Source organism: Paraburkholderia sp. BL6669N2, from assembly GCF_003387275.1.
Classification (GTDB): Bacteria; Pseudomonadota; Gammaproteobacteria; order Burkholderiales; family Burkholderiaceae; genus Paraburkholderia.
This window is the reverse complement of the sequence record NZ_QUNA01000001.1, coordinates 1,664,708-1,689,315: the sequence shown is the minus strand read 5'-3', so window position 1 is coordinate 1,689,315 and position 24,608 is coordinate 1,664,708. Positions and strand designations below refer to the sequence as shown.

The 24,608-nt window shown below is 64.8% G+C and carries 18 protein-coding genes; 11 read left to right on the top strand and 7 right to left on the bottom strand.

The genetic code is table 11. From position 1 onward, the window contains the following. Positions 1-3: 3 nt before the first annotated feature. The 4 genes from dapE to dapC form a co-directional block, all read right to left on the bottom strand. Positions 4-1,143, bottom strand: a complete 1,140-nt coding sequence (gene dapE / locus B0G80_RS07775) for a succinyl-diaminopimelate desuccinylase (RefSeq protein WP_116117599.1) — start codon at positions 1,141-1,143, stop codon at positions 4-6. A 212-nt stretch (positions 1,144-1,355) separates the two neighbouring features. Further along, positions 1,356-1,721, bottom strand: a complete 366-nt coding sequence (locus B0G80_RS07770) for an ArsC family reductase (RefSeq protein WP_012433461.1) — start codon at positions 1,719-1,721, stop codon at positions 1,356-1,358. After that, positions 1,721-2,548 carry a 2,3,4,5-tetrahydropyridine-2,6-dicarboxylate N-succinyltransferase gene (dapD, locus tag B0G80_RS07765; RefSeq protein WP_012433460.1) on the bottom strand — a complete coding sequence of 276 codons (828 nt, stop codon included), beginning with the start codon at positions 2,546-2,548 and terminating at the stop codon, positions 1,721-1,723. The genes B0G80_RS07770 and dapD overlap by 1 nt, the downstream gene beginning before the upstream one ends. Positions 2,549-2,618: 70 nt before the next feature. Next, positions 2,619-3,836, bottom strand: a complete 1,218-nt coding sequence (gene dapC / locus B0G80_RS07760) for a succinyldiaminopimelate transaminase (protein ID WP_116117598.1) — start codon at positions 3,834-3,836, stop codon at positions 2,619-2,621. A gap of 528 nt (positions 3,837-4,364) precedes the next feature. Here dapC and B0G80_RS07750 point away from each other — a divergent pair. From B0G80_RS07750 to def, 5 genes are all read left to right on the top strand, one after another. Then, positions 4,365-5,360 carry a DMT family transporter gene (locus B0G80_RS07750; protein ID WP_116117596.1) on the top strand — a complete coding sequence of 332 codons (996 nt, stop codon included), beginning with the start codon at positions 4,365-4,367 and terminating at the stop codon, positions 5,358-5,360. A 148-nt stretch (positions 5,361-5,508) separates the two neighbouring features. Next, positions 5,509-9,027, top strand: a complete 3,519-nt coding sequence (gene smc, locus B0G80_RS07745) for a chromosome segregation protein SMC (RefSeq protein ID WP_116119569.1) — start codon at positions 5,509-5,511, stop codon at positions 9,025-9,027. 116 nt (positions 9,028-9,143) lie between these two features. Further along, the gene (locus B0G80_RS07740) at positions 9,144-10,424 is read left to right on the top strand and encodes a cell division protein ZipA C-terminal FtsZ-binding domain-containing protein (RefSeq protein WP_116117595.1); all 1,281 of its coding nucleotides are present in this window, start codon (positions 9,144-9,146) and stop codon (positions 10,422-10,424) included. A 191-nt stretch (positions 10,425-10,615) separates the two neighbouring features. Continuing rightward, positions 10,616-12,682, top strand: a complete 2,067-nt coding sequence (ligA, locus tag B0G80_RS07735) for an NAD-dependent DNA ligase LigA (protein WP_116117594.1) — start codon at positions 10,616-10,618, stop codon at positions 12,680-12,682. Beyond that, complete coding sequence (gene def / locus B0G80_RS07730; RefSeq protein WP_012433453.1) at positions 12,679-13,212, top strand: peptide deformylase; 534 nt, start codon at positions 12,679-12,681, stop codon at positions 13,210-13,212. The genes ligA and def overlap by 4 nt, the downstream gene beginning before the upstream one ends. A 124-nt stretch (positions 13,213-13,336) precedes the next feature. Here def and B0G80_RS48010 read toward each other — a convergent pair whose 3' ends face one another. From B0G80_RS48010 to map, 3 genes are read right to left on the bottom strand one after another with little or no spacing between them, the layout of a single operon-like run. Beyond that, on the bottom strand, positions 13,337-15,610 hold the full coding sequence (locus B0G80_RS48010; RefSeq protein WP_116117593.1) for a pseudouridine synthase: 2,274 nt from the start codon (positions 15,608-15,610) through the stop codon (positions 13,337-13,339). A 6-nt stretch (positions 15,611-15,616) separates the two neighbouring features. Further along, positions 15,617-18,196 (bottom strand): [protein-PII] uridylyltransferase, encoded by a 2,580-nt coding sequence (locus B0G80_RS07720; protein WP_116117592.1) that lies wholly within the window; start codon positions 18,194-18,196, stop codon positions 15,617-15,619. 30 nt (positions 18,197-18,226) lie between these two features. Continuing rightward, positions 18,227-19,036 carry a type I methionyl aminopeptidase gene (gene map / locus B0G80_RS07715; protein ID WP_116117591.1) on the bottom strand — a complete coding sequence of 270 codons (810 nt, stop codon included), beginning with the start codon at positions 19,034-19,036 and terminating at the stop codon, positions 18,227-18,229. 473 nt (positions 19,037-19,509) lie between these two features. Here map and rpsB point away from each other — a divergent pair, with 473 nt between their 5' ends. The 6 genes from rpsB to B0G80_RS07685 all read left to right on the top strand — a co-directional run bounded on the left by rpsB (position 19,510) and on the right by B0G80_RS07685 (position 24,606). Next, on the top strand, positions 19,510-20,262 hold the full coding sequence (gene rpsB / locus B0G80_RS07710; protein WP_012433448.1) for a 30S ribosomal protein S2: 753 nt from the start codon (positions 19,510-19,512) through the stop codon (positions 20,260-20,262). Between the two features lie 205 nt (positions 20,263-20,467). Beyond that, positions 20,468-21,349 carry a translation elongation factor Ts gene (tsf, locus tag B0G80_RS07705; protein WP_116117590.1) on the top strand — a complete coding sequence of 294 codons (882 nt, stop codon included), beginning with the start codon at positions 20,468-20,470 and terminating at the stop codon, positions 21,347-21,349. A gap of 221 nt (positions 21,350-21,570) precedes the next feature. Next, positions 21,571-22,284: a UMP kinase gene (gene pyrH, locus B0G80_RS07700; protein WP_012433446.1), complete on the top strand. Its 714-nt coding sequence runs from the start codon at positions 21,571-21,573 to the stop codon at positions 22,282-22,284. A 100-nt stretch (positions 22,285-22,384) separates the two neighbouring features. Continuing rightward, the gene (frr, locus tag B0G80_RS07695) at positions 22,385-22,945 is read left to right on the top strand and encodes a ribosome recycling factor (protein WP_116117589.1); all 561 of its coding nucleotides are present in this window, start codon (positions 22,385-22,387) and stop codon (positions 22,943-22,945) included. 63 nt (positions 22,946-23,008) lie between these two features. Beyond that, entirely contained in the window at positions 23,009-23,791 is a 783-nt protein-coding gene (gene uppS / locus B0G80_RS07690) for a polyprenyl diphosphate synthase (protein WP_116117588.1), read from the top strand. Further along, entirely contained in the window at positions 23,785-24,606 is an 822-nt protein-coding gene (locus tag B0G80_RS07685; RefSeq protein ID WP_116117587.1) for a CDP-archaeol synthase, read from the top strand. The genes uppS and B0G80_RS07685 overlap by 7 nt, the downstream gene beginning before the upstream one ends. Positions 24,607-24,608: the final 2 nt, after the last annotated feature.

Genomic DNA, 24,608 nt, shown 5'->3' with positions numbered 1-24,608 from the left:
GGTTCAGGCGATCAGTTGTTCGAGCACGCGGCGATACACGTTCTTCAGCGGCTCGATGTGTGCGACTTCGATATGTTCGTCGATCTTGTGGATGCTGGCGTTCAGCGGGCCGAACTCGATCACCTGCTTGCAGATGCGCGCAATGAAGCGGCCGTCCGAGGTGCCGCCGGTGGTCGACAGTTCCGTGCTCACGCCGGTTTCGTCCTTGATCGCCTTGGCGAGCGCGTTCGACAGATCGCCGCGCGGCGTGAGGAACGGCAGCCCGCTCACGGTCCACTGCAAATCGTAGTCGAGATCGTGCTTGTCGAGGATCGCGTGCACGCGGGCCTGCAGACCTTCCACGGTGCTCGCCGTCGAGAAGCGGAAGTTGAACATCACGTCCGCATGGCCCGGAATCACGTTGGTGGCGCCGGTGCCGCTGTGAATGTTCGACACCTGCCACGTGGTGGGCGGGAAATATTCGTTGCCGTCGTCCCAGCGTTCGGCGACGAGTTCGGCCAAGGCGGGCGCGAGCAGATGCACGGGATTCTTCGCCAGATGCGGATAGGCGATATGACCTTGCACGCCCTTGACGATCAGCTTGCCCGACATCGAACCGCGCCGGCCGTTCTTCACCATGTCGCCGAACTGCGCGCTCGAAGTCGGTTCGCCGACGACGCAATAGTCCATGCGCTCGCCGCGCGCCTGCAACGCCTCGACGACCTTCACGGTGCCGTCGGTGGCGGGGCCTTCTTCGTCGCTCGTGATCAGGAAGGCGATCGAGCCGCGATGCGCCGGATGCGCGGCGACGAACTCCTCGCTCGCGACCACGAAGCCCGCGATCGACGCTTTCATGTCCGCCGCGCCACGGCCATAGAGCTTGCCGTCACGATGGGTCGGCTCGAACGGCGCCGAGCGCCATTGTTCGAGCGGGCCGGTCGGCACCACGTCTGTGTGGCCGGCGAACGCGAGCAGCTTGCCCGCGGTGCCGTCGACGCCGCGTTTGACGGCCCACAGGTTGGTCACGCCGTTCGATTCGATGGTCTCGTGCTCGAAGCCGAGCGCGGACAGGCGCTCGATCAGGAGGCGCTGGCAATGCTGGTCGTCGGGCGTGACAGACGCGCGCGCGATCAGTTGTTCGGTAAGGGCGAGGGTGCCGGACATGGATTCGATACAGCCACTTTGAAATGAAAAAATGCCGGCTGGCGGTTGAACACCGCAGCCGGCAACAGCTTTTTGAGTCACGCGGCCGAGGCCGCGTTTTACCGCGTGTTGCGTTCGGCGCGCGCGCCGAGACTGCGTACGAGCCGGCTAGCCACTCCGACGTTCAGCTTCGCGCGCCGATCAGACGAACCGCGCCGCTCTCACGCGAACACTCACGCGAACAGCGCCGTGTACTCGTCCGCGGAAAAACCGAGCGACTTGACGCGCCCGTTGACCACCAGCACCGGCCGCTTGATCACCGACGGCTTGTGGATCATCAACGCGATCGCACCCGACTGCGTGTCCGCGGCCGCTTTCATGTCGTCGGACAGCGCGCGCCACGTGGTGCCGCGCCGGTTCAGCAAGGCGTCGAGCTTCACGTCTTTCAGCCAGTCCTGCACGAGCGGTTCGGTCACGCCGTGTTTCTTGAAGTCGTGGAACTCGAACTCGACGCCGTGCTCTTCCAGCCACACGCGGGCCTTCTTCACGGTGTCGCAGTTCGGGATGCCGTAGACGACGGTTTTCGTGCCGCGCGCCATCAGTCGCCTCGCAGCAGCTCGTTCAGGCCGACCTTCGCGCGCGTCTTGGCGTCGACCTTCTTGACGATCACGGCGCAGTACAGGCTGTGCGTGCCGTCTTTCGACGGCAGGTTGCCCGCCACCACCACCGAGCCCGCCGGAATGCGGCCGTACGTGACTTCACCGGTTTCGCGGTCGTAAATCTTGGTGCTCTGGCCGAGGTACACGCCCATCGAGATCACCGAGTTTTCTTCGACGATCACGCCTTCCACCACTTCCGAACGCGCGCCGATAAAGCAGTTGTCTTCGATGATGACGGGGTTGGCCTGCAGCGGCTCCAGCACGCCGCCGATGCCGACGCCACCCGACAGGTGCACGTTCTTGCCGATCTGCGCGCACGAACCGACGGTGGCCCACGTGTCGACCATCGAGCCTTCGTCCACGTACGCGCCGATGTTGGTGTACGACGGCATCAGCACGACGTTCTTCGCGATGAACGAGCCGCGGCGCGCGATGGCGGGCGGCACCACGCGGAAGCCGCCGGCGGCGAAGTCTTCAGCGGTGTAGTTGGCGAACTTCGAGGGCACCTTGTCGTAGAACTGGCTGTAGCCGCCAGCCGGCATCGGCGCGTTGTCTTCCAGGCGGAACGACAGCAGCACGGCTTTCTTCAGCCACTGATTGACGACCCAGTCGCCGTCCTTCTTTTCCGCGACGCGGAGCAGGCCCTTGTCCAGTTGCTCGATGGCATGGGCGACGGCTTCGCGCACGTCGGCCGGAGCGGCCTTCGGCGACAGTTCGGCGCGGTTTTCCCAGGCGGTGTCAATGATCTGCTGAAGTTGTTGCGACATATGCGTGCTTTATCGAAGAGTTGAAGTCTGAAGAAGGGATGCGGTGCGCGGGGTGGCGATCGACGAAAACTCAACCCGCCAGCGCACGGCAAAAGTCGACGATTCGCTGCGCGCCCTGCGTGCATTCGTCGACGCCGGCGACGAGCGCCATGCGCACGAAATTGCGGCCGGGGTTCACGCCGTGCGCAGTGCGCGCGAGGAACGAGCCCGGCAGAACCGTCACATTATAGTCGGCGTAGAGGCGCTGGGCGAACTCGGTGTCCGTGAGGCCCGTGCGCGAGACGTCCGCCCACAGGTAGAACGCGGCGTCCGGCAGGCGCACGTCGAGCACCTCGGCGAGCATCGGCGTAACGGTGGAAAACTTTTGCACGTACTTCGCGCGGTTCTCGCGCACGTGCGCTTCGTCGTTCCAGGCCACGATGCTGGCACTCTGGAACACCGTCGACAAGGCCGCGCCGTGGTATGTCCGGTATAGCAGGAAATCCTTGAGAATCGCCGCGTCGCCCGCGACGAAGCCCGAGCGCATGCCCGGCACGTTCGAGCGCTTGGACAGGCTCGACAGCATGACGAGCCGCTCGAAACCGCGGCCGAGCTTGTGCGCCGCTTCCAGGCCGCCGAGCGGCGGGTTGGCTTCGTCGAAATAGATTTCGGAGTAGCACTCGTCCGAGGCGATCACGAAGCCGTAGCGGTCCGACAGCGCGAACAGTTCGCGCCAGTCGTCGAGCGTGAGCACCGCGCCGGTCGGATTGCCGGGCGAGCAGACGTAGAGCAGTTGTGTGCGTGCCCAGATGTCGGCCGGCACCGCGGAATAGTCGCAGGCGAAGTTGCGCGCCGGGTCGCTATTCACGAAGTACGGTTGCGCGCCGGCCAGGATCGCGGCGCCTTCGTAGATTTGGTAGAACGGGTTCGGACAGAGTACGATCGCAGGCTCGCCGTCAGCATTCCTTTTCGGGTCGAGCACGGTCTGGGCGAGCGCGAACAACGCCTCGCGCGAACCCGACACCGGCAGCACCTGGGTGGCCGGATCGACCGGCGGCAGGTTGTAGCGCCGCGTGACCCACTTCGCGATCGACTCGCGCAGTGCGGGCGAGCCGATCGTGGCCGGATACGACGACAAGCCGCCGAGCGAAGCCACCACGGCGTCACGGATCAATTCGGGCGTGGGATGTTTCGGCTCGCCGATGCCGAAGCTGATATGCGCGAGACCGGCGCTCGGCGTGACGTCCGCGAAAAGCGTGCGCAGCTTTTCGAACGGGTAGGGCTGAAGGGAGTCGAGTAGCGGATTCACTGGGCGGATCGAGCCTGATCGAAGATGAGCGAGAGACGGCTGCGGAAAAGCATGCAGCAAAAAGCGGGGCACGCGCCGGCGGCGGTAAAAACGCACAAAACACGCTGAACGGCCGGCAGCAGCGGCGGGCGAATGATTATAGCGTGGCGAGGCCGGCATGGCGGGCATACGGCGGGGCGTGGCGGTTTTGCGGGTAAGCATGGCACGGCGGCGTCGCGCAGGCGATCCACGGTAGCGCGGTGAAGGCAAGTGAAGCGTTGAGCAGATGAAGAACATCGCGCCGTTGAGCAACGGCGCAACCCGCCAGGCGGCGCAGGCAATGCGCTGCAGCGGGAACGACGCGAGCCGCCGACGGTTCGTGCAAGAAGAAGCAGGAGCAGCAATGTACGCAGCAGTTTTGGAGACATCCGGACACAACAGGCGCAGGAGCGCCGCGGTCCACGGAAGGAAAGCCCCCAGCGCCTCCGCAACGGGCATCGCGATCCGCGACAGACACACCCCGAGCACCTCCGCAAGGAGCACCGCACCATGACCAGCTGGCTTCGCAACGGTTGGCCGACGCTCGCGATCATGCTGGGCGCATCGGTGTGGGGGATGATCTGGTATCCCTTGCGCATGCTGAACGCGCTGGGCGTGACCGGCACGGCGGCCAGCGCGTTGACGAGCGGCGCCGGCTGCCTGTTCGTGCTGCTGGTGCGTTATCGCGCGCTCAAGACCGTGCGCTGGCACTGGCTGCTGCCGGCGCTCGCGCTGGCTGCGGGCATCACCAACCTCGGCTTTGTGTGGGGCTCGATTCACGGCCAGGTGATGCGCGTGCTGCTGCTGTTCTATCTCACCCCGGCGTGGACCGCGCTCTTCGCGCACTTCATCCTGCATGAACGCTTGACCTGGGCGGGCGCGGGCCTCGCCGCGCTGTCGCTGGCCGGCGCGATGACCATGCTGTGGTCGCCGCAACTCGGCGTCCCCGTGCCCGGCAATCTCGCCGAATGGGCGGGCCTCGCGGGCGGCATGGGCTTCGCCATGAGCAACGTGCTGATTCTCAAGACGAGCCGCGTGCTGCCGGACATGAAACCGGAAATGCGCACCGCGACGATCTTCGGCGGTGCGGCGTTATTCAGCGCCTGTGCTTCCCTGTTCGAGGCAATGCCCGCGCCGCCCACCGGCGCGCATCTCGGCACGGCGGCCTGGCTGGTGCTCGGGCTCGGCTTTCTGCTGGCATCGAACAATATGCTGGTGCAGTACGGTCTCGCGCGCGTGCCGGCCAACCGGGCCTCGATCATCATGCTGTTCGAGATCGTGGTCACGGCGCTGTCCGCGTGGCTCTTCGCCGGCGAGACGCCCGGCCCGCGCGAGTGGGCGGGCGGCGTGTGCATCGTGCTGGCTTCGGCGCTGTCCAGCTGGGTGCATCGGACCAAGGCCATGCCGCCCGATCCGGCCATTCAGGAGGTCAGTCTCGCTGACGGACGCGACGCAGGACCCGACGACCTTAAGGACGGCAAAAACCGCCCACGCGCGATGGTATGATTGCCCCTCATTAGCCGGCGCATGCCTCAATGCATGAAGCCGGCACCCGAGGCGCGAGGGTTCGCGGGCCGTGTCGCTCTGTCGGCGAACGGCTGGCGCGGCCTTCACGAGCCACCTATTTTTTCCCTTTTCAAACAGCGAAATCGCCGTGCGTCTGACCTCGATCAAACTCGCTGGCTTCAAGTCATTCGTCGATCCCACGCATTTCCAGGTCCCGGGCCAGCTAGTCGGCGTGGTGGGACCGAACGGGTGCGGCAAGTCCAACATCATCGACGCCGTGCGCTGGGTGCTCGGCGAATCGCGCGCCTCCGAACTGCGCGGCGAGTCGATGCAGGACGTGATCTTCAATGGCTCGACCGCGCGCAAGCCGGGTAGCCGCGCCAGCGTCGAACTGGTGTTCGACAACGCCGACGGCCGCGCCGCCGGCCAGTGGGGCCAGTATGCCGAAATCGCCGTGAAGCGCGTGCTTACGCGCGACGGCACCTCGAGCTACTACATCAACAATCTGCCGGCGCGCCGCCGCGACATTCAGGACATCTTCCTCGGCACCGGCCTCGGGCCGCGCGCGTACGCGATCATCGGGCAGGGCATGATCGCGCGCCTGATCGAGGCGAAGCCGGAAGAGCTGCGCGTGTTTCTCGAAGAAGCCGCGGGCGTGTCCAAGTACAAGGAACGCCGCCGCGAAACCGAGAACCGTCTGCACGACACGCGCGAGAATCTGACGCGGGTCGAAGATATCGTCCGCGAACTCAGTTCGAATCTGGAGAAGCTCGAAGCGCAGGCCGTGGTCGCCACGCGTTACAAGGAACTGCAGACCGACGGCGAAGAGAAGCAGCGGCTGTTGTGGCTGTTGCGCAAGAACGAAGCCGGCAGCGAGCAGGAACGCCAGCAACGCGCGATCGAACAGGCCCAGATCGATCTCGAAGCGCATACCGCCAGACTGCGCGAAGTCGAAGCGCAACTCGAAACGCTGCGCGTCGCGCATTATTCCGCCAGCGACGCGATGCAAGGCGCGCAAGGCGCGCTCTACGAGGCGAATTCGGAAGTCAGCCGGCTCGAAGCCGAGATCAAGTTCATCGTCGAATCGCGCAATCGCGTGCAGGCGCAGATCGCCGCGCTGAACGCGCAGCGTGAGCAGTGGCAATCGCAGGCGCAAAAAGCGCAAGACGATCTCGAAGACGCCGAGGAACAACTGGCCGTCGCCGAAGAAAAAGCCGCGCTCGCCGAAGACGAAGCCGCCGCCAGGCACGACGCGATGCCCGCGCTCGAAGCGCGCTGGCGCGATGCGCAAACGGAGTTGAATGCCGAACGCGGTGGTATCGCGCAGACCGAACAGGCGCTCAAGCTCGAAGCCGCGCATCAGCGCAATGCCGATCAGCAATTGCAGCAACTGCAGGCGCGTCACGAGCGGTTGAAGTCGGAAGCGGGCGGTCTCGACGCCCCCGACGAAGCGCAGCTCGAAGACCTGCGCATGCAACTCGCCGAGCACGAGGAAATCCTGCACGACGCGCAAACGCGTCTGGCCGACGCGCAGGAAACGCTGCCGCGCCTCGATGGCGAACGCCGCACCGCGCAGGAACGCGTGCAGGCGGAAAGCGCCCAGATTCATCAGCTCGACGCGCGCCTGGCCGCGCTCAAGCAGTTGCAGGAAAACGTCCAGACCGAAGGCAAGATCCAGCCGTGGCTCGAGAAGCACGAGTTGGGCAGCTTGCCGCGTCTGTGGAAGAAGCTGCATGTCGAAGCCGGTTGGGAAGCCGCCCTCGAAGCCGTGCTGCGCGAGCGGCTCGCCGCGCTGGAAGTGTCGAACCTCGATTGGGTCAAGGCCTTCGCCACCGACGCGCCGCCCGCCAAGCTCGCCTTCTATGCGCCGCCCGTCGCCGGCCAGCCCGCCGCCACGCCGCCCGCATTGCGGCCGTTGCTGTCGCTGGTGCGGATCGACGACGCGGGCATCCGCGCGGTGCTGAACGACTGGCTTGGCCTCGCGTTCGTCGCCGACGATCTGCAGCAGGCGCTCGCCATGCGCTCGCAACTGCCGGAAGGCGGTTCGTTCGTCGTCAAGGCGGGGCATGTGGTGACGCGCGTCGGCGTGCAACTGTATGCCGCCGATTCCGAGCAGGCCGGCATGCTGGCCCGTCAGCAGGAAATCGAAAATCTGGCGCGCCAGGTTCGCGCGCAAGCCTTGCTCGCCGACGAAGCGAAGGCCGCCGCGATCCGCGCCGAAGCCGCTCACACGCAAGCCGCCCAGCTGTTGACCGATGTGCGTCAACAGGCCGAGCGCGCCACGCAGCGCGTGCACGCGCTGCAAATGGACGTGCTCAAACTTACCCAGGCGCACGAGCGTTACACCCAGCGCAGCACGCAGATTCGCGAGGAACTCGCGGAGATCACCGCGCAGATCGAAGAGCAGCGCGCCATGCGCGCGGAGTCGGAAGCGAACTTCGAGCGTCACGATGGCGAACTCGCCGAATTGCAGGCGCGTTTCGAAGACCATCAACTCGCTTTCGAAGCGCTCGACGAGCAACTTACCGCCGCGCGCGCTCAGGCGCGCGATCTCGACCGTGCCGCCACCGACGCGCGCTTCGCGGCGCGCAACATGGCGAACCGCATCGACGAATTGAAGCGCAGCATTCAGGTCGCGCACGAGCAGAGCGAGCGTGTGGCGGCGTCGTTGGAAGATGCGCGCGCCGAGCTGGAAACCATCAACGAGCAGACCGCACACACCGGCTTGCAGGACGCGCTCGATATTCGCGCCGTCAAGGAAGAGGCGCTGCATGCCGCGCGCCTCGAACTGGACGATCTCACCGCCAAGCTGCGTGCCGCCGACGAAACGCGTCTGACCGCCGAGCGCGCGCTGCAGCCGCTGCGCGACCGCATCAACGAATTGCAGTTGAAGGAACAGGCGGCGCGCCTGAACGGCGAGCAGTTTATCGAGCAACTGGCCGCAGCCGGTGTCGACGAGGCCGAACTGCAGGCCAAGCTCACGCTGGACATGAAGCCGTCGTACCTGCAGGGCGAAGTCACGCGCATCAACAACGCCATCACCGCGTTGGGCCCGGTCAACATGGCCGCGCTCGACGAACTGAAGGCGGCGACCGAGCGCAAGTCGTTCCTCGACTCGCAATCCACCGACCTGAACAGCGCGATCGAAACGCTCGAAGACGCCATCCGCAAGATCGACGCCGAAACGCGCACGCTCCTGCAAGGCACCTTCGACCAGGTGAACCAGCATTTCGGCGAACTGTTCCCGCGTCTGTTCGGCGGCGGCCAGGCGAAGCTGATCATGACCGGCGACGAAATTCTCGACGCCGGCGTGCAGGTGATGGCGCAACCGCCGGGCAAGAAGAATTCGACCATTCATCTGCTGTCGGGCGGCGAAAAAGCACTGACGGCGACCGCGCTGGTGTTTGCGATGTTCCAGTTGAATCCGGCGCCGTTCTGTCTGCTGGACGAAGTGGACGCGCCGCTCGACGACGCCAACACGGAACGTTTCGCGAACCTCGTGCGGGCGATGTCGGACAAGACCCAGTTCCTGTTCATCTCGCACAACAAGATCGCGATGGAAATGGCGCAGCAGTTGATCGGCGTGACCATGCAGGAGCAGGGCGTGTCGCGGATCGTTGCCGTCGACATGGAATCGGCCGCGGGTTTCGCCCAGAATATCGTTTGAGTTTGATTTGAATTGAGCCTCGCGGGTGTCCGCGTTCAGCGCAGCGGCCGGTGGTCGCGCGACACGTGGAGCGGGCGCAGAGCCGCGCAGATAAAAGAATTGCTGATGGAGCATGCATGGACGAGTTGACACTCGGTTTGATCGGCGCGGGTGCCGTGGTGGTCGGGGGCGTGGTCGTGTACAACGCGTGGCAGAGCGCGAAGGTGCGCCGGAAGATGCCGCGGCCGATGCCGGCCGACACCGCCGAAAATCTCGCGCGGGACGATCAGGAGGAACAGAGCCCGTTCATCGAACCGGCCCGGCCGACCACGCGCCGTGAGCCCGTAGTGGGCGCCGAGGCGGCGGAACCAGGCACGGCGGCGCGCGTCGAACCAACGTTCGGCGGCCAGGCAGCCGGTACGGCGCCGCTCGACACGGCGGCCGATATTCAGGCCGAGACGACCACGCCGAACGGCTATCCGGAAGCCGAGGGCGTGGCCGAAGCCGAACGCGACGCAAGCGCCGAGACCGCGCAAGCCCGCCAGTCCGGCGAACCCGTGGAACCGATTCTGCCGGCCGCCACGACGATTTCGTCGGCGCCGCCGGCTATTGTCGATCGGCGCATCGACTGCATCGTGCCGATCCGTTTAAACGGTCCGGTCGCGGGCGACAAGGTGATTCCGCTCGCGCAGCGTCTGCGCCGCGCGGGCAGCAAGCCGGTGCATATCGAAGGCAAGCTCGAAGGCGGCGCGTGGGAACTGCTGCAAAACGGCGCGCGCTATGAAGAGCTGCGCGCGGCCGCGCAACTGGCCAATCGCAGCGGCGCCCTCAACGAACTGGAGTTTTCCGAGTTCGTGACCGGCGTGCAGCAGTTTGCCGACGCGCTGGATGCGTCGCCGGAATTCCCGGACATGCTCGAAACGGTCGCGATGGCGCGCGAGCTCGACGGCTTTGCCGCGCAATGCGACGCGCAGTTGTCGATCAACGTACTCTCCGATGGTGCGCCGTGGTCCGCTAACTACGTGCAGGCGGTCGCGTCGCAAGACGGCCTGCTGCTTTCGCGCGACGGCACGCGGTTCGTCAAGCTCGACTCGAAGCAAAGCCCGGTGTTTATGCTGCAATTCGGCGACACCAACTTTTTGCGCGATGACCTCACCTACAAGGGCGGCCAGATGATCACGCTGGTGCTCGACGTGCCGGTGGCCGATGAAGACATTCTGCCGTTCCGTCTGATGTGCGACTACGCGAAATCGTTGGCCGAGCGCATCGGCGGGCGGGTGGTCGACGACGGCCGCCGTCCGCTGCCGGAAACCGCGCTGCTCGCGATCGAAAAGCAGTTGATGACGCTTTACGCGAAGCTCGAGCAGGCGGGCATTCCGGCGGGTTCGCCGGCCACGCGGCGGTTGTTCAGCCAGTAAATTTTTTTACGTCTTACCGCTGTCTCCGACGGCCGCACAATGTGCGGCCGTCGTCGTTTCAGGCCGCGGCTCCGCGTGCGCATTTCGACCCGACGCGCAACGCGCCTAAACTGGCCATTCGGCCGATGTAAAGGGGCACGCTTCCTGCGATAATCCAATGTCTGAACTTCACTGAAGAACCTTCCGACAGCATGGCCCGAACCTCCGCCTCACATCCCGCAACCAACGCCCCGGCCGAGCGCGCCGCGTGGCTGCGCGCGGAACTCGAACGCGCCAACTACGCGTACTACGTGCTCGACCAGCCGGATTTGCCTGACGCGGAATACGACAAGCTGTTCAAGGAACTGGAGAGTATCGAGACGGAGCATCCGGACCTGATCGTGCCGGATTCGCCCACCCAGCGCGTGGGCGGCGAGGCGGCGAGCGGCTTCGAGCCGGTCGTGCACGACCAGCCCATGCTGTCGCTGAACAATGGTTTCGCCGACGAAGACATCGTCGCGTTCGACAAGCGCGTTGGCGACGCGCTCGGCAAGAACGCGAGCGAGCCGCCGGTGCCGGTCGACTACGCGGCCGAGCTGAAATTCGACGGCCTCGCCATCTCATTGCGCTACGTCGACGGCGCGTTCGTGCAAGCCTCCACGCGCGGCGACGGCACGACCGGCGAGAACGTCACCGGGAACGTTCGCACGATTCGCTCCATTCCGCTCAAGCTCAAGGGCAAGCGTGTCCCGCACGTGCTCGACGTGCGTGGCGAAGTGCTGATGTTCAAGCGCGATTTCGAGCGTCTGAACGAACGGCAGCGGGCAGCGGAACAGAAGGAATTCGCCAATCCGCGAAACGCCGCAGCGGGCAGTCTGCGGCAGCTCGACTCGAAGATCACCGCGCAACGGCCGCTGTCGTTTTTCGCTTATGGCATCGGCGTGCTCGAAGGCATGGAGATGCCGGCCACGCATAGCGAACTGCTCGACTGGTACAAAGAACTCGGCTTGCCGGTGAATAGTGAGCGAGCCGTGGTGCAGGGCGCCGAGGGCTTGCTGGGCTTTTTCCACGGCGTCGGCGAGAAACGCGAGAAGCTGCCGTACGATATCGACGGTGTGGTCTACAAGGTCAACCGTCGCGATGAACAGGACGCGCTCGGCTTCGTGTCGCGCGCGCCGCGCTTCGCGCTGGCGCACAAATTCCCCGCGCAGGAGGCGCTGACCAAACTCGTCGCGATCGACGTGCAGGTCGGCCGGACCGGCGCGATCACGCCGGTGGCGCGGCTGGAGCCGGTGTTCGTCGGCGGCGCGACGGTGACGAATGCCACGCTGCACAATGAAGACGAAGTGCGCCGCAAGGATATCCGCATCGGCGACACGGTGATCGTGCGGCGTGCCGGCGACGTGATTCCCGAAGTGGTGAGCGCGCTGCTCGACCGGCGTCCCCCCGACGCCCGCGAATTCGTGATGCCCACGCAATGTCCGGTGTGCGGCTCGAATATCGAGCGCTTGCCGGACGAGGCAATCGCGCGTTGTACCGGCGGCTTGTTCTGTCCCGCGCAGCGCAAGCAGGCGCTCTGGCATTTCGCGCAGCGGCGCGCGCTGGATATCGACGGCCTCGGCGAAAAGATCATCGACCAACTGGTCGACCAGAACCTCGTGCGTACGCCGGCCGATCTGTTCAACATCGGTTTTGCCACGCTCGCCGAACTCGACCGCTTTGCCGAAAAGTCCGCGCAGAACCTGCTCGATTCGCTCGAAAAAGCCCGGCACACCACGTTGGCGCGCTTCATCTACGCGCTCGGCATCCGGCATGTGGGCGAATCCACGGCGAAAGATCTCGCCAAGCACTTTGGCTCACTGGATCCGATCATGGACGCCTCGGTCGAAGCCTTGCTCGAGGTCAACGACGTGGGGCCGGTGGTCGCCGAGTCGATTCATCAGTTCTTCGCCGAGGAGCACAACCGCACGGTGGTCGAGCAGTTGCGGGCGCCGGGCAAGGTCACGTGGCCCGAAGGCCCGCCGGCGCCGAAAGCGCCTGTGGGCGTGCTGGCCGGCAAGACGGTCGTGCTGACCGGCACCTTGCCGAGTCTTGCCCGCGAAGAGGCGAAGGAAATGCTGGAAGCGGCCGGCGCGAAAGTGGCCGGCTCCGTATCGAAGAAAACGGACTATGTGGTGGCGGGCGCCGATGCTGGCAGCAAGTTGGCGAAGGCTGAGGAACTCGGCGTGCCCGTACTCGACGAAGATGGTATGCGTAAGCTCCTGGAGGGGCAGTTATGATCCGCGAAATTCTCAAGATGGGCGATCCGCGCCTTTTGCGCATTGCCGATCCGGTCGATCACTTCGACACGCCCGAGCTGCACGAGCTCGTCAAAGACATGTTCGAGACCATGCACGACGCGAACGGCGCGGGCCTTGCCGCGCCGCAGATCGGCGTGAATCTGCAGGTGGTGATCTTCGGCTTCGGGCACAACGAGCGCTATCCGGACGCGCCGCCGGTGCCGGAAACGGTGCTGATCAATCCGACCATCACGCCGGTCTCGCTGGATATGGAGGAGGGCTGGGAGGGCTGCCTGTCGGTGCCGGGACTGCGTGGCGCGGTAAGCCGCTTTTCGATGATCAAGTATCACGGCTTCGATCAATACGGCAAGCCGATCGACCGTGTCGCCGAGGGCTTTCACGCACGCGTCGTGCAGCACGAGTGCGACCACCTGATCGGCAAGCTGTATCCGATGCGGATCAACGACTTCGCGAAGTTCGGCTTCACGGAAGTGCTATTTCCGGATATGGATCCGAATAGCGACGATTGAGGCGGCTTGTGCTGCTTCGGGCACTGCGGCGCTGGCGTATTCGGCTTGACGCAGCGCAGGGATAAAAAAAACCCCACGCGATTGCGTGGGGTTTTTTGTTGAGGCGTCGGTCAGGCGCGCGGCTTTAGAACGACTCGTCCGGCGACAGATAACGCCATTGGCCCGGCGGCAGGGCGCCCAGCATCACACGGCCCATGCGCACGCGCTTCAGGCCGATCACTTCGAGGCCGACCAGTTCGCACATGCGGCGAATCTGGCGCTTCTTGCCTTCGCGCAGCACGAAGCGCAATTGCTCGCCGTTCTGCCAGTTCACTTGCGCGGGCTTCAGCGGCACGTCGTCGAGCGAGAGGCCGCGGCACAGCAACTCCAGACTTTCCGGCGGGAAGTGGCTTTCGACGTCGGTGGTGTGCTCGCCAAATGCGACGCGCACCAGATACTCCTTGTCGATCTCGGAATGACCGCCGATCAGTTGCTTGGCGATCCGGCCGTCTTGCGTCAGCACCAGCAGGCCCGTCGAATCGATGTCCAGGCGGCCGGCCGGCGCAAGCTGGCGCAAATGCGCGACCGAGAAGCGGATGTCCGATTGATCGCCTTCCCAGCGATTCTCCGGCGTGACCAGCGTGATGGCCGGCTGATAGCCGTCTTCCGCCTGACCTGAGACCAGGCCCACCGGCTTATGGATCAGCACCGTCACCTGGCTCGATTGCGCGGCCTCGGCGGCGGGGTCGAATTCGATGCGCTGGTCCGGTCGGACCTTGGTGCCCAACGTGTCGATGCGCTCACCGTCCACCAGCACCCAGCCTTTTTCGATCCACTCATCGGCTTCGCGGCGTGAGCACATGCCGAGTTCGGACATCAGCTTGGACAGGCGCAGCATGCCTGGCGCGTCTTCGTAGTCGCGACGCGGGGTGCGCGGAGCAGCATCGATTTCGCTGGCGCGCTCGGCTCGGGCCGCGCCACGCGGCTTGTCGGCGCGCGCGGGACGGTCGTCGCCGAAGCGGCGGCCGGCGGCCGGCAGCGTCTTGTCGAACCTGCGGGCCGGGCGCTCGCCACGCTCGCTGCGTTCACTGCGCTCAGCGCTGCGCGCAGGACGGTCACCGAATTCGCGTTTGGCCGGGGCGCGTTCGTCACGCTCGTCACGCGGAGCGCGTGCCGGGCGGTCTGTGCGGTCGCTGAAGCCGGTTTTGACGGGCGTGGCGAAGCTGCGTTCGCCACGGTCGGATGCACCGCGCTCGCCTTCGAAACGGCGCGGCGCGCTTTCGCTGCGCGGCCCGCGCTCGCCGCCTCGGCGGTCTTGCGGAGCACCACGGTCGCTGCTGAAACGCGGGCGATCGGATGCATCGCGTTCACGGCGTTCCGGACGCTCTCCACGCGGAGCGCCTTCCGACGGACGGCCCGCGCCCGGACGTGCTCCGCTGAACGGACGGCGCTCGCCGTCGTCGCGGCGCGGAGCGCGATCGCCGAAGCTGCGCGGCGGGCGTTCGCCGCGATCCGTGCTGCCTTCGAAGCGGCGGGGCGCGCGTTCGGGTCGATCACCGGTTTCACGACGTGGCGCGCCGTCACCGCGGTCCGCGGCGCCTTCGAAACGGCGCGGGGCGCGTTCGCCGCGATCGGAACTGCCTTCAAAGCGACGCGGAGTGCGTTTGGCTCGATCGCCCGCGCCTTCAAATCGGCGCGGCGCGCGTTCCGAGCGGTCGCCACCGCCTTCGAACCTGCGTGGAGCCCGCTCAGCGCGATCGCCCGCACCTTCGAAACGGCGCGGCGCGCCGCCGGTACGGTCACTACCGCCTTCAAACCGACGCGGAGCGCCTTGGCCGCGCTCGCCGTCCGCCCGGCGCGGCGCGCGTTCGCCGCGATCCGCACCGCCTTCAAACCGGCGCGGCGCGCGTTCCGCATCATCCCGACGCGGAGCACGATCGCCGCCACCTTCAAACCTTCGTGGACCCCGTTCACCGTCAGCCCTGCGCGGCGCACGTTCGCTACGATCGCCGCCACCCTCAAACCGGCGCGGCGCACGCTCACCATCATCGCGACGCGGAGCACGATTGCCGCCGCCTTCGAACCGACGCGGCGCACCACTCGCGCCCTCGCGGCGCGGCGGTCGATCCGACGCCGCGCGCGGCGCGCCACCGGCGTCCCGCTCGCGCGAAAACGACCCTTCAGCCCTGGCGGGACGCGCAGGACGCGCGCCGGCACCGGCCGGCTTGCCAGCGCCCGCCGGCCGCTTACCGCCGCCGGCCGCGCCGGCGCGTTCATCCCGCGCCCCGCCGGGAGCCGGTGTCGCCGGCCTGGGTCCCGCCGGGCGCGTCGGCTTACGCGCCGACGTGCTGCCGGTACGGACAGGGGCGCGTTCGGACGAAGCCGGCCGCGGGTGCTTGGCTGTTAATTTGACTCGCATGAAATCTCACACTGCGATCGCGCGCAGCAGTTCGGTCTCGACCTGAATTTGCAGGCGGCTGTCCGACAGACCGTGTCCATCCAGCAGGAACACGTCTTCGACGCGTTCGCCGAGCGTATTGATCCGCGCCGAAGCGACGCCGACCCGATGCTCGGCCAGCACACGCGCGATCGAATAAAGAAGGCCTGGCCGGTCGTTCGCCGACACGGACAGGATGTAGTATTGGCCGCGCTCGTCGGCCCGAAGATCGACGCGCGGGGTAACAGGGAAGGTCCGCGACAGCCGCGACAAACGGCCTTTCGACGGCCCGGGGAGCAGGGTGCCGTCACCGGTGAGGCGGGCGGTCAGTTCCTGTTCGACCAGATTGGCAATATCGCGATAATGCACGTCTTCTTCGGTATGCGCGACGAGGAAATTATCGAGCGCGTACCCGTGCCGAGTCGTGCTGACCCGCGCATCGAGCACCGACAGGCCGTTGCGGTCGAAATACGCGCAAATGCCGGCAAACAGATCCGGCTGGTCCTTCACGTACACCAGCACCTGGAGCGCCTCGCCGATCGGCGACGGGCGGGCCCGCACGATCGGCGTGGGCGTTTCCACGTGGCGGTACAGCACGCGTGTTTGCCACGCGATATCCGCCGCGTCGTGGCGCAGAAAATAACCGATGTCGAGCTTGTCCCACAACGCCTTCTGCGCGCCTTCCGGCACGGTTTCGAGGCGCAGCAGCGCGAGCGCTTCTTCCTGACGCGACTTCAGCTCCGAATGCGCATCCGGCCGCGCGCCGCCCAGCACGGCGAGCGTGGCGCGGTACAGGTCTTCCAGCAGCTTGCCTTTCCACGTGTTCCAGACTTTGGGGCTGGTGCCGCGAATATCGGCCACGGTCAGCAGATAGAGCGCCGTAAGGCGCCGCTCGGTGCCGACCAGTTCGGCGAACCGCTTGATGACCTCCGGGTCGCTCGTGTCCTGCTTTTGCGCGACCTGGCTCATGGTCAGATGTTGCTGAACCAGCCACACGACCAGTTCGCCGTCCTCGCCCTCGATGCCGTGATTGCGGCAGAAGCGCCGCGCGTCGGCCATGCCGAGCGTGGAATGGTCGCCGCCGCGGCCTTTGGCGATGTCGTGAAACAGCGCCGCGACGTACAGCACCCACGGCCGGTCGAAGTTGGCGATCAACTGGCTGCAGAAGGGATATTCGTGCGCGTGTTCGGCCACCGCGAAGCGCCGCAGATTGCGCAGCACCATTAGGATGTGTTGGTCGACGGTGTAGACGTGATACAGGTCGTGCTGCATCTGTCCGACAATGCGCCGGAAGTTCAGCAGGTAACGCCCCAGCACGCTGGTCTGGTTCATCAAACGCAGCGCGTGGGTGATGCCGGCCGGCTGCTTCAGGATGTCCATGAAGAGACGGCCGTTTTCCGGATCGCGGCGCCAGTGCTGGTCCATCACGTCACGGGCGTTGTAAATTGCGCGCAGCGTGCGCGCCGACAGGCCCTTTACGCCGGGCGTCTGTTCGTACAGCAGGAAGGCCTCGAGGATGGCGTTCGGCTCGCGCTGGAACACGTCGTCGCTGGCGATTTCCAGCATGCCCTGCTTTTCGACAAAGCGGTCCGACAGCACGCGCGTAATGCCGCTCGTGCTGGGGAAAAGCTGCGCTTCGATGTTCTGGATCAGGATCGTGGCGAGCTGCGTGACCGCCTTGGCGGACCAGTAATAGCGGCGCATCAGTTGTTCGCTCGCGCGCTTGGTCGCGGTCGGCTTGTAGCCGAAGCTCTCGGCCACCGCCGTTTGCAGGTCGAACACCATGATGTCCTGACGACGCCCGGCAATCACATGCAGCCGGGCGCGCAGCGCCTTCAGGAAACTCTCGTTGCGGCGAAGCTCGCGCGCCTCGCGCTCGGTGATCAGGCCGCGTGCTTCGAGTTCACGCCAGCTGCTGCCGAAACCGGCCGCCTGGGTGATCCACAGGATCAGTTGCAGATCGCGCAGGCCGCCCGGGCTTTCCTTGATATTGGGTTCGAGCGAGTAGGGCGTGTCCTGGAATTTCGCATGGCGCTGGCGCATTTCCAGCACTTTGGCCTGGAAGAAGGCTTTCGGGTCGAGCGCTTCGCGGTAACGCTTCGCGAAGTCGTCGAACAGCTCAGCGCTGCCGGTAATGCGCCGTGCCTCGAGCAGCGAGGTGCGCACCGTGACGTCGTTGGCGGCTTCTTCGAGGCATTGCGACACGCTGCGCACGCTGCTGCCGAGTTCCAGCCCCAAATCCCATGCGAGGCTGATAAAGCGTTCGATATGTGGTTCGAGATGCCCGATCGGCGCGTCGGGCAGCAGGACCAGAATGTCGATATCGGAATGCGGCGCCAATTCGCCGCGCCCGTAGCCGCCTACCGCCACTAGCGCCAGTTCGGGCGGCAGTTCGCAGGTGTTCCAGGCCGCGCGCAGGGAGTCGTCGGTGGCGCGCGCCAACGAAGCCATCAACGCGTCGACGTTGGTGGCCGTCCTGAAGCGTTCCAGCAGTTGGGCTTTGGCCACTTTGTACTCCGCCTTGAGCGACGTGGCAGGGGATTGGGCGACGGCTGGAACACTACTCATTGGCAGGGAGGCGCAGAGATGGAAAGTCGGTCAAGCCGTGGCCGCGACGACCGGCGGGCGCGCGGGCGTGCCGGCGGAGACGGTCAGCACGTCGTAGCCGGTTTCGGTGACGAGGATCGTATGTTCCCACTGCGCCGACAGGCTGCGGTCCTTGGTCTTGACGGTCCACTGGTCCGGCATGGTGCGAATGTCGCGACGGCCGGCGTTGATCATCGGTTCGATCGTGAAGATCATGCCGGTTTGCAGTTCGAGCCCGGTGCCGGGACGGCCGTAGTGCAGGATCTGCGGGTCTTCGTGGAATACCGTGCCGATGCCGTGGCCGCAGTATTCGCGCACCACGCTGTAGCCGTGGCTTTCCGCATGTTTCTGGATCGCGTAACCGATATCGCCGAGATGCGCGCCCGGGCGCACCTGGTCGATGCCGAGCCACATGCATTCGAAGGTGGTCTGCACGAGCCTCTTGGCCATGATCGAGCCCTCGCCGACGATGAACATGCGGCTGGTGTCGCCGAAATAGCCTTCCTTGATGACGGTGACGTCGATATTGAGAGCGTCGCCGTTCTTCAGCGTCTTGTCGCCTGGAATGCCGTGGCAGATCACGTCGTTGACGGAAATGCAGGTGGCCTTCGGATAGGGCGGGTAGCCGGGCGGCTGATAGTTCAGCGGCGCCGGAACCGTGCCCTGTTCCTTCAGCATGTATTCGTGACACAGACGGTCGAGTTCGCCGGTCGTGATGCCGGCGGTGACGAACGGAGTAATGTAGTCGAGCACTTCGCTTGCCAGTTTGCAGGCGACGCGCATTTGCGCGATATCGTGTTCGTTTTTGAGCGTAATAGCCATGAGTCGGGCCTGAAATGCGATTTATTGCAGGATTATCGCACCATATTCCGGCCGCCGCAGGCTTTTGCGGCCGGACCGGCGGCTTTCACAAACTCGCGTGCGGGCTCGTTCAAAGCGGCCGGCGCTCGCGCGGGTGCAACCCGCAGGCCATCAACGGGGCTACCGGGCAGGTTGAGTCGTGCAATAGTCGCGTGCTATAATCTTTGGCTAAGTCGATCTCTGTCTTGCAATATTTGTCCATGTGGGCAAAAAAGCGGCACGATTGGCTTCTCATAGCGCCGGTTGCCTGCACTGTGAGGTCATGCAGAAGCGAAAGCAGAGCATAAGAAGGCAACGAAAAGGCAACAAAAGGCAGTACAAGGCAGCAGACTCGCAAGCCGGCGCACCCAGGGTGTCCGTCGCGTTCAGCCAGAGAGATGGCGGCGCGGCCGATACGGCAGCCGGCTTAAGACCCAACCCTCGCGGAGATTTTCATGGCAGTTACCATGCGTCAAATGCTGGAAGCCGGTGTCCACTTCGGTCACCAAACGCGCTTCTGGAACCCGAAGATGGCCCCCTTCATTTTCGGGCATCGCAACAAGATTCACATTATCAACCTCGAAAAGACGCTGCCGATGTACAACGACGCGCTGAAGTACGCGCGTCAACTGGCAGCCAATCGCGGCACGATCCTGTTCGTCGGCACGAAGCGCCAATCGCGCGACACGATCGCTGAAGAAGCACAACGCGCTGGCATGCCGTTCGTCAACGCACGCTGGCTCGGCGGCATGCTGACCAACTTCAAGACGCTGAAGGTTTCGATCAAGCGCCTGAAGGACATGGAAGCAGCGCTGGAAGCCGGTGAAACCGAACGCATGAGCAAGAAGGAAGCGCTCCTGTTCGAACGCGAAATGGCCAAGCTGGTCAAGTCGATCGGCGGCGTGAAAGACATGGGCGGCATTCCGGACGCGATTTTCGTGGTCGACGTCGGCTACCACAAGATTGCCGTGACCGAAGCGAACAAGCTCGGCATTCCGGTCATCGCCGTGGTCGACACGAACCACTCGCCGGAAGGCATCGACTACGTGATCCCGGGTAACGACGACGCCTCGAAGGCTGTCGCTCTGTACACGGCTGGCGTGGCTGACGCGATCGTCGAAGGCCGTGCGAACGCGGTCAACGAAGTGGTGCAAGCTGCACGTGGTGGCGACGGCGACGAGTTCGTCGAGGTCAACTCGGAAGCGTAAAGCTGCCCCGTGTCCGGCAAAAAAGGGGGCTTTCTACAGGCCCCCTTTTTTTAAGCCGCGACATTGTAGTGGGGCGCTGCCGGCAATGTCCGACGCAGCGCTCAACGCGTCCTCCGTAAAAAATACGGTAAACGCTGAAACGAATTCTTGCCGCCGGCATCGAAGTGCGGGCGGTGTGTGACAGACGGAACTCAAGGAGCAAATGATGGCGGCAATTACCGCAAGCATGGTTGCAGAACTGCGCGCAAAGACCGACGCGCCGATGATGGAATGCAAGAAGGCGCTGACGGAAGCCGACGGCGACATGGCGCGCGCTGAAGAGCTGCTGCGCGTGAAGCTGGGCAACAAGGCCAGCAAGGCTGCATCGCGCGTGACGGCTGAAGGCGTGGTTGCGTCGTTCATCGGCGGCAACGCGGGTTCGCTGGTCGAGCTGAACTGCGAAACCGACTTCGTTTCGAAGAACGACGACTTCCTGGGTTTCTCGAAGAAAGTCGCTGAACTGGTCGCCACGCAAAATCCGGCTGACGTCGCAGCGCTGGCGGCACTCCCGATGGACGGCTCGACGGTCGACGCAGTGCGCCTGGCACTGGTCGGCAAGATCGGTGAAAACCTGTCGATCCGCCGTTTCGTGCGCTTCGAAACGTCGAACAAGCTGGCAGCGTACCTGCACGGCACGCGTATCGGCGTGCTGGTCGAGTACACCGGCGCGGACGAGCAGGTCGGCAAGGACGTCGCGATGCACATCGCCGCGATGAAGCCGGTTTCGCTGTCGTCGGACGACGTGCCGGCGGACCTGATCGCCAAGGAGCGCAGCATTGCTGAGCAGAAGGCCGCCGAATCGGGCAAGCCGGCTGAAATCGTCGCCAAAATGGTCGACGGCAGCGTGCAGAAGTACCTGAAGGAAGTGTCGCTGCTGAACCAGACGTTCGTTAAGAACGACAAGCAGACGATCGAGCAGATGCTGAAGGCCGGCAACTCGAGCGTGCAGAAGTTCGCGCTGTTCGTGGTCGGCGAAGGCATCGAGAAGAAGCAGGACGACTTCGCAGCTGAAGTGGCCGCTCAAGTCGCTGCTGCAAAGCAACAATAAGTCTTACCTAAGCAGCAACTGTTGTATCGTTGGACCCGCGGCGGAGCAAGACTTTGCCGCGGTCGGCAGCGCCGCAAGGCTGCGCGCGGGTTGACCCTCGCCGCGCAGCCGCCACTGGCGAACCCAGGGTTCGTCAATTTGGCGACGCTTGCCCGAATCAGCATTTCACCCCTACATTAGTCCCTTGTTGTTGCCCTGTTCTGCGCGATCTGGATACCCCTATGCCCACTGCCTATAAACGCGTCCTGCTCAAACTCTCCGGTGAAGCTCTGATGGGCGACGATGCCTTCGGCATCAATCGCGCGACCATCGAACGAATGGTGGCGGACGTGGCCGAAGTGGTCCGTCTCGGAACGCAGCTGGCCGTGGTGATCGGCGGCGGCAATATCTTCCGCGGCGTCGCGGGCGGCGCGGCGGGTATGGATCGCGCGACGGCCGACTACATGGGTATGCTGGCCACCATGATGAACGCGCTGGCGCTGCAGGATGCCATGCGCCACGCCGGCATCGAGGCGCGCGTGCAATCGGCGCTGCGCATGGACCAGGTGGTCGAGCCATACATCCGGCCCCGCGCGATTCGCCAGCTCGAAGAAGGCAAAGTCGTGATTTTCGCGGCCGGCACCGGCAACCCGTTCTTCACGACCGACACGGCCGCCGCGTTGCGCGGCTCGGAAATCGGCGCGGAAGTCGTGCTGAAAGCAACCAAGGTAGACGGCGTGTATTCCGCCGACCCGAAGAAAGACCCGAGCGCGACGCGTTACACCACGATCAGCTTCGACGAGGCGATCGGCCGCAATCTGCAGGTGATGGACGCCACGGCATTCGCGCTGTGCCGCGACCAGAAACTGCCGATCCGGGTGTTTTCGATCGTCAAACCGGGCGCGCTCAAGCGCATCGTACAAGGCGACGACGAGGGTACCCTCGTCCACGTGTAAACTCTCGTTCACATAACGTGGGCTTTAGCGCGAGCCCGGGCCGCCGCATCTTGCGCGCGCTGGCCGGCTCGCACCGTTTTGAAGGTTCGGAGGTTTAAAAATGTCTGTGGCTGATATCAGGAAGGGCGCTGAACAAAAGATGCAGCGTTCCATCGACGCGTTCAAGAACGACCTGTCGAAGATCCGCACGGGCCGTGCACACACGGGCCTGCTCGATCACATCCAGTGCGATTACTACGGTTCGCCGGTGCCCATTTCGCAGGTCGCGAATCTGACGCTGATCGACGCACGCACGATCGGCGTGCAGCCGTGGGAAAAGAAGATGGTGCAGGTCGTCGAAAAGGCGATCCGCGAATCGGACCTGGGTCTGAACCCGGCCACGCAAGGCGACGTGATCCGCGTGCCGATGCCCGCGCTGACCGAAGATCGCCGCCGCGAACTGACCAAAGTGGTCAAGAGCGAAGCGGAAACGGCCAAGGTCGCGGTGCGCAACCTGCGCCGCGACGCCAATGAGCAACTGAAAAAGCTCGTGAAAGACAAGGAAATTTCGGAAGACGACGAACGTCGTGCAGGCGACGACGTGCAGAAGCTGACGGACAAGTTCGTCGCCGAAATCGACAAGCTCGTCGTGACGAAAGAAGCCGAGATCATGACGGTCTGAGGCCGGCCGCTCAGCTGCTCACGTTCTCCACTTCTTTTATTTGCAGTCACTGTCCCGACGGCCATGACCTATACCAGCTCAACCGTGCGCGTGCCTGATGTCGCCGCGGTGCCGCGACATATCGCGATCATCATGGACGGCAACGGCCGTTGGGCCACCCAGCGGCGCTTGCCGCGCGTGGCGGGCCATACGCGCGGCGTCGACGCGGTGCGTGCGGCCGTCGAGGCGTGCGCCCGTCAGGGTGTCGAATATCTGACGCTGTTCGCTTTCAGTTCGGAAAACTGGCGCCGTCCGAACGAGGAAGTCTCGTTCCTGATGCGCCTGTTCGTGACCGCGCTGGAGCGCGAGATCGGCAAGCTGCATGCGAATGGCATCCGCTTGCGCGTGGTGGGCGACCTGGCCCGCTTCGATACGCGCATCCGCGACCTGATCAAGCGCGCGGAGACCAAGACCGCGCGCAATTCCCGTCTCACACTTACGATTGCCGCGAATTACGGCGGCCGCTGGGACATCATGCAGGCCACCCGCAAGCTCGCCGAACAGTCGGCGCTGGCGGGCAAGGCGGTGGAGGTGACCGAAGATTCGTTCGCCGAACACCTCTCCATGGCTTATGCGCCGGAGCCGGACCTCTTCATCCGCACCGGCGGCGAGCGCCGCGTCAGCAACTTCCTGCTGTGGCAACTCGCCTACACCGAGTTCTACTTCACCGACACGTTCTGGCCGGATTTCGACGGCGACGCGCTCGGCCACGCCATCGCTTCGTACGCGGAGCGCGAACGCCGCTTCGGCCGCACCAGTGCTCAACTCGAGCCGCAATCGCAAAACGTCGATTCGCTTCCATGCTAAAAACCCGTGTCATCACGGCGATCATCCTGCTGGCAGTGTTCCTGCCGGTCACGTTGTTCGCGCCGGTGGGCGCGTTCGGCGCGCTGATCGCTTTTGTCGTCGTGTTCGCCGCGTGGGAGTGGGCGCGCCTGCTCAAGCTGGGCGGCGCGGGCCCGGTCATTTACGCCCTGATCGCCGCAGTGGCGCTGGTGGCCAGCACGCGTCTCGGTACCGGCATCGAACAAGCCAGACCGCTCTTTGAAGCGGCCGCTATTTTCTGGGTGATCGCCGGCCCGTTCGTGCTGCTGCGCAAGCCCACGCTCGCGCAGGGCGCCTGGCGTTCCTTCCTGTTTCTTGCCGGCATTGTGGTATTCGTCGCGTGCTGGCATGCTCTCGTCGCCGCGCGCATGCAGGGTGTGCCGTTCGTGCTGTCGCTGCTGCTATTGGTATGGCTGGCCGATATCGGCGCATACTTCTCCGGAAAAGCGTTTGGAAAACACAAGCTGGCGCCTGCCATCAGTCCGGGTAAGACCTGGGAGGGCGCGATCGGCGGCTGGCTGGTGGTGATGATCGTCGCGGCGGCGGCGGTCTTTTTGCATGCGTTCGAGCCGACCCTGTATTCTGCGCTGCTGGCGCATTGGGGCGCCGTGCGCACGCTGCTCGCGCTGACCTTGCTGGTGGCATTCAGCGTGGTGGGCGACCTGTTCGAATCGATGATGAAACGCCAGGCCGGTGTGAAAGATTCAAGCGGCCTGTTGCCGGGGCACGGTGGCGTGCTCGACCGCATCGATGCCTTGTTGCCGGTGCTGCCGCTTGCCATGCTGCTGCTCGGCTAGAG